This window comes from Streptomyces sp. NRRL F-2664 (genome assembly GCF_000719345.1).
Lineage (GTDB): Bacteria > Actinomycetota > Actinomycetes > Streptomycetales > Streptomycetaceae > Streptomyces.
Map to the genome: position 1 here is coordinate 1 of NZ_JOFX01000148.1, position 4,003 is coordinate 4,003.

At 67.7% G+C, this 4,003-nt stretch carries 3 protein-coding genes and 3 pseudogenes; 3 read left to right on the forward strand and 3 right to left on the reverse strand.

Annotation, left to right across the window (positions count from 1 at the left end; all coding sequences use genetic code 11):
• Positions 1 to 960: 960 nt before the first annotated feature.
• The 3 genes and pseudogenes from IF89_RS48640 to IF89_RS49960 all read right to left on the reverse strand — a co-directional run.
• A complete protein-coding gene (locus IF89_RS48640; RefSeq protein WP_063831386.1) occupies positions 961 to 1,197 on the reverse strand; it encodes a transposase in 237 nt (78 codons plus the stop codon).
• 169 nt (positions 1,198 to 1,366) lie between these two features.
• A complete protein-coding gene (locus IF89_RS49955) occupies positions 1,367 to 1,504 on the reverse strand; it encodes a transposase (RefSeq protein ID WP_420707013.1) in 138 nt (45 codons plus the stop codon).
• 73 nt (positions 1,505 to 1,577) lie between these two features.
• A pseudogene (locus IF89_RS49960) lies at positions 1,578 to 1,850 on the reverse strand (transposase); the annotation flags it as partial.
• Between the two features lie 1,096 nt (positions 1,851 to 2,946).
• Between IF89_RS49960 and IF89_RS43720 the strand changes: the two are divergent.
• The 3 genes and pseudogenes from IF89_RS43720 to IF89_RS0134815 all read left to right on the forward strand — a co-directional run.
• A pseudogene (locus tag IF89_RS43720) lies at positions 2,947 to 3,075 on the forward strand (IS3 family transposase); the annotation flags it as partial.
• Between the two features lie 37 nt (positions 3,076 to 3,112).
• Positions 3,113 to 3,748, forward strand: a pseudogene (locus tag IF89_RS48650) (transposase); the annotation flags it as partial.
• Positions 3,749 to 3,806: 58 nt separating this feature from the next.
• A partial coding sequence (locus IF89_RS0134815) for a transposase (protein ID WP_030776876.1) occupies positions 3,807 to 4,003 on the forward strand: 197 nt, incomplete at its 3' end.

Sequence of the window (4,003 nt, forward strand, 5' to 3'; positions counted from 1 at the left end):
CGAAGCCTCCCCACGCCCCGCCGTCGCCAGGAGCGGCACCTCCAGGGAGTAGCGGCCGGTCCGCACATCCACCGCACCCCCCGCCTCCTCACCCGGCGCGAACACACCCGACACGATGCCGGAAGCCCCCGGCACCGCTGACGCCGCGGCTGCGGCTGCCGAGCGGGAGCCGGGAGCAGCGAACGCCTCACCCGCACCGTCCCAAGCGACGGTTCCGGCAGCAGCCAGAGCAAGGAGACCCGCTACACCACCACTACGGCGGACACGGCACACAGCAAATAACGAGTGCGAGGAAAGGGGTGAAGAAGGCATGGCAACCCTACGGACAGGCAGCGGACAGTTTCGTCCAAGGAAAACAGGCCCTCCGGCGCGTGTCTCTCCTCTGAAAGGCTCGGGCCTCCGGCCTTCGTTATTGGCCATTCGTCGCGCCTATCGCACTTCGGCTGCGGGTGAGGCGGTTGTATCGTCACAGATTGTGGCTTGAGTGTGCTGTGTCAGGGCGTGAACCGTTCCGGGTCCGATGGAGACTCAATGCGGTGAAAGGATCGAGTCTTGGCACGTCGTTCCTCCTTTCCCCTTGAGCTGCGCAAACGAGCGGTCCGCCTGGCCGCTGAAGGCCGTAGCGACTATCAAACGAGTCGGCCGCGGTCAAGGCGGTCGCCGGGAAGCTCGGCATCGGTTCGACCGGGACGCTGCGTTAGGGGGTGCGCCATGACCAGGTCGGCAGCGGGGTCCACCCGGGGACGACGACGGAGGAGTCCGGGCAGGTCAAGGCGGTGCAGAATAGGTCGCCGAGGTGAAGCGGGCGAATGGCATGGCGGATTCAACCGGGGGTCGCAAAGCGGACCGGGCCGCACGGCAGGCGGCCAACGCCCGCTCGGACGGTTTGTCGGCAGGTGGGGCAGGTGCCGGTCCAGGTGGCGATGAGGTGTTGGAGGAGGCCCAGGGCCTGGTAGAGGGTCAGGCCCTGGCAGGGGCTTTTGGGGTCCTCCGCTGTTCGGTCAGGAACGGGTGGGCGGCGGTGACGAGGGTGGCGTGCCGGTGCCAGCCGGTGAACGAGCGGCTCTCGAAGCGGTCCAGCCCCAGAGGGGTCTTCAGCTCGCGGTAGTCGTGCTCGATGCGCCAGCGGGCTTTCGCCAGGCGGACGAGGTCTGTGGCGGGGATGCCGGCGGGCAGGTTCGAGATCCAGTACTTCACCGGTTCGGCCTCTTCCTCGGGCCACTGCGCGATCAGCCGGGTAAGCGGGATCCTGCCCTCCGCTGTCGGTTTGTCGCGTAAGGAGACCGGGCGGGCGCGGTAGCGGGGCAGCGGCCGGGGCCCAGGCCGCCGTAGGGCGGCTGGTGGGGCTCGGGCTCGCCGTAGCCGGTCATTGCGGCTTTGACCTGCAGACGTAGGCCCGGCCGTGGTCTGCCAGGCTTCGGCGGAAGTCGGCGTTGGCGCCGTAGCCGGTGTCCGCGACCAGGACGGCGGGCCGCAGCCCGTTGCTGGCGAGTTTGTCGAGCATGTCCAGCGCGAGCTGCCACTTGGCCCGGTGATGGACGGTGTCGGGGATCCGGCAGGCCCGCCGACGGGCTTCGGCGTCGGGTCCGTCCCAGGCGGCGGGCAGGAACAGCCGCCACGTTCAGCGGGCACGAGGCGCTGTCGGAGGCGGCGTGGACGCTGACACCGATCTGGCAGCTGCCGACCTGGCCCAGGGTGCCCGAGTACTGCCGGGCCACCCCGGACGAGGCACGTCCGTTCTTGGGAAAGCCGGTGTCGTCGACCACCCACACCTGCGGCCGCACCGCCGACACCGCCCGCCATGCCAGCCGGGCCCGCACCTCCTCGACCGGCCAGGTCGAGGACGTCATGAACTGCTGCAACTGCTGAAAGCCTTCGCCCTCACCATGACCTGTCCGCCCTCATCGGCTACATCCTCGATGACCAGCGGCGATATCCCCGAAACTACCATCCGCACAAGCTCGTTGACATCCATCACGCTGCGAACAACGACCCCCGCCTCTCAGCGTTACCACCGGATGTGAGACAGAGCCGTTCTCTTACAGTCCCTGGTGGGGCCACACTGGTCGGTCAGGAGAGCTGTTGATCGACGAGATGCTCAGTGGCGTCGCGGAAGATGCGAAAGAAAGTGCCGGAGCAGCGCGCATGCGAAACCGAGGATTCCGACCGAGACTGCGATCCATTCCACTGCATCTAGGCCAACCACTCCTGTCCGCGCCAAGTAGGGATCCCGGGGAACCGTCCCGTAGCACGTCCACGTGGGTGTGGGTGTGGGCAACAGCGTGGTAAGGGGCGGTGTCGTGGGCCCGAGAGTAATGATCGGAGGAGCTGCTGTAGCCGTTGTTCCTCCCCCTCTCACTTCCACACACCAGGTCGGGCTTGAGAACGGTGTGTTGTCTTCCCGGACCGTAGAAGTACCGTTCAAAGGAAGCCGCGTGACTGCAGCCGTTGCGGAACTTGAACAGATCGCGCAAAGGGCCAGCACCAGCCATAGCAGGCACACACCGCGCTTGACTGAACTATTCATGTCTCTCATTCCTCTCCCACAGAGCCAGGTCACCCACATTGGTCGCCTTGACGCATCCATGCGAACCACGCGGGCCGATCGAGGTATGCGATAGGCCAGACGAGTGGGTATCGGCTGGGATCGGTTCCTGTGTGCGATGGCCGCCTACCGCAGAGACCACCGACAAGTTCTGCAGCGACAGACTCGGCGGTCCACGGCCGGTAGACGCAGTGGTCCCCGCATACGGTTATGACCTCGGCGACAGCACGCCGGGTGGCGCGCCTCATCCGGTGAGCCCGTCGCGGTGCTTCGCGGGTGCACGATGTCCGTATGTATCCGCCTTTGCCGCGGTCACGAGTCCCTCGATCTTTGATCTTGCCTCGGTTTGGTGGACACCTCCCCGCTTGGGGACACTGATCCGCGCAAGGAGGGAGTTCGCCGTGGCAAGGACGCGTCCGGCCTATCCGCCGGAGTTCCGTCGCCAGATAGTCGAGCTGGTCAGAGCCGGTCGTACGCCGGAGGAGCTGGCCAAGGAGTTCGAGCCGTCCGCCCAGACCATTCGGGGCTGGGTGAGTCAGGCCCCGCGGGCACCGGGCAGGGGCCCGGCGGGCTGTGTCCACGGTCAGCCGGGGGGCCGGACCCGGCGGCGGCCGGGCCGGCTGTTCCGCCTGGCGTGCGCAGGAACGGGCCCGGGAGCAGGCGCGGGGTCCCAAGGCGTTCAAGCCCGCCGCCGGCCGACTGCTCGCGGAGGCGGCCAAGAGGGCCGAGCAGTTATGGCCACCGCAGGAGGTCGTGGCACGTCTGCGGCTGGAACATCCCGGCGGCCCGGAGATGCATGGGAGTCACGAGGCGGTCTGCCGGTCGCTGTTCGTGCAGGGCTGGGGCGGGTTACGCCGCGAGCTGGCACGCTGTCTGAATCCGGACGAGCCGCACATCGCGGGGAACGGCCGAGGGCCGCGGACGGATTCCCGGCATGACGATGGCCGGTGAAGGTCCCGCCGAGGCCGAGGACCGGTCGGTGCCTTGGCACTGGGAAGGCGGCCCGATCCCCGGCGAAGGCAAAGGCCGTCACCGCACTGCCCGCGTCACCGGCCCGGACGGTCACCTGAGACCAGGGCCCCGAGACGACCGGACAGGCCGAGTTCACCACGATCACCGGAATCCCGGTCTACCCCTGCGAACCCCACCCACAACCGGCAACGCGGCAGCAACGAGAACACACCTATTGGTGCAGACTTAGCGGGCCGGGCTTCTTCGACGGGAGAGGTTCGGCGGGATCGTCGGGTGACTCGGAGGACACGTGCCGAAAGGCTTTCCGCGCTCGTTCACGCCAGAGTTCAAGGCCGAGATCGTCGGTCTGTATCAGCGTGGTGACCGCTCGGTCGGTCAGGTGGCCAAGGACTTCGATCTGACCGAGACCGCGGTGCGGGCCTGGGTGAGGCAGGCCGCGATCGACGCGGGCGATCGTGACGGCCTGACCAGCAGCGAGCGCGAGGA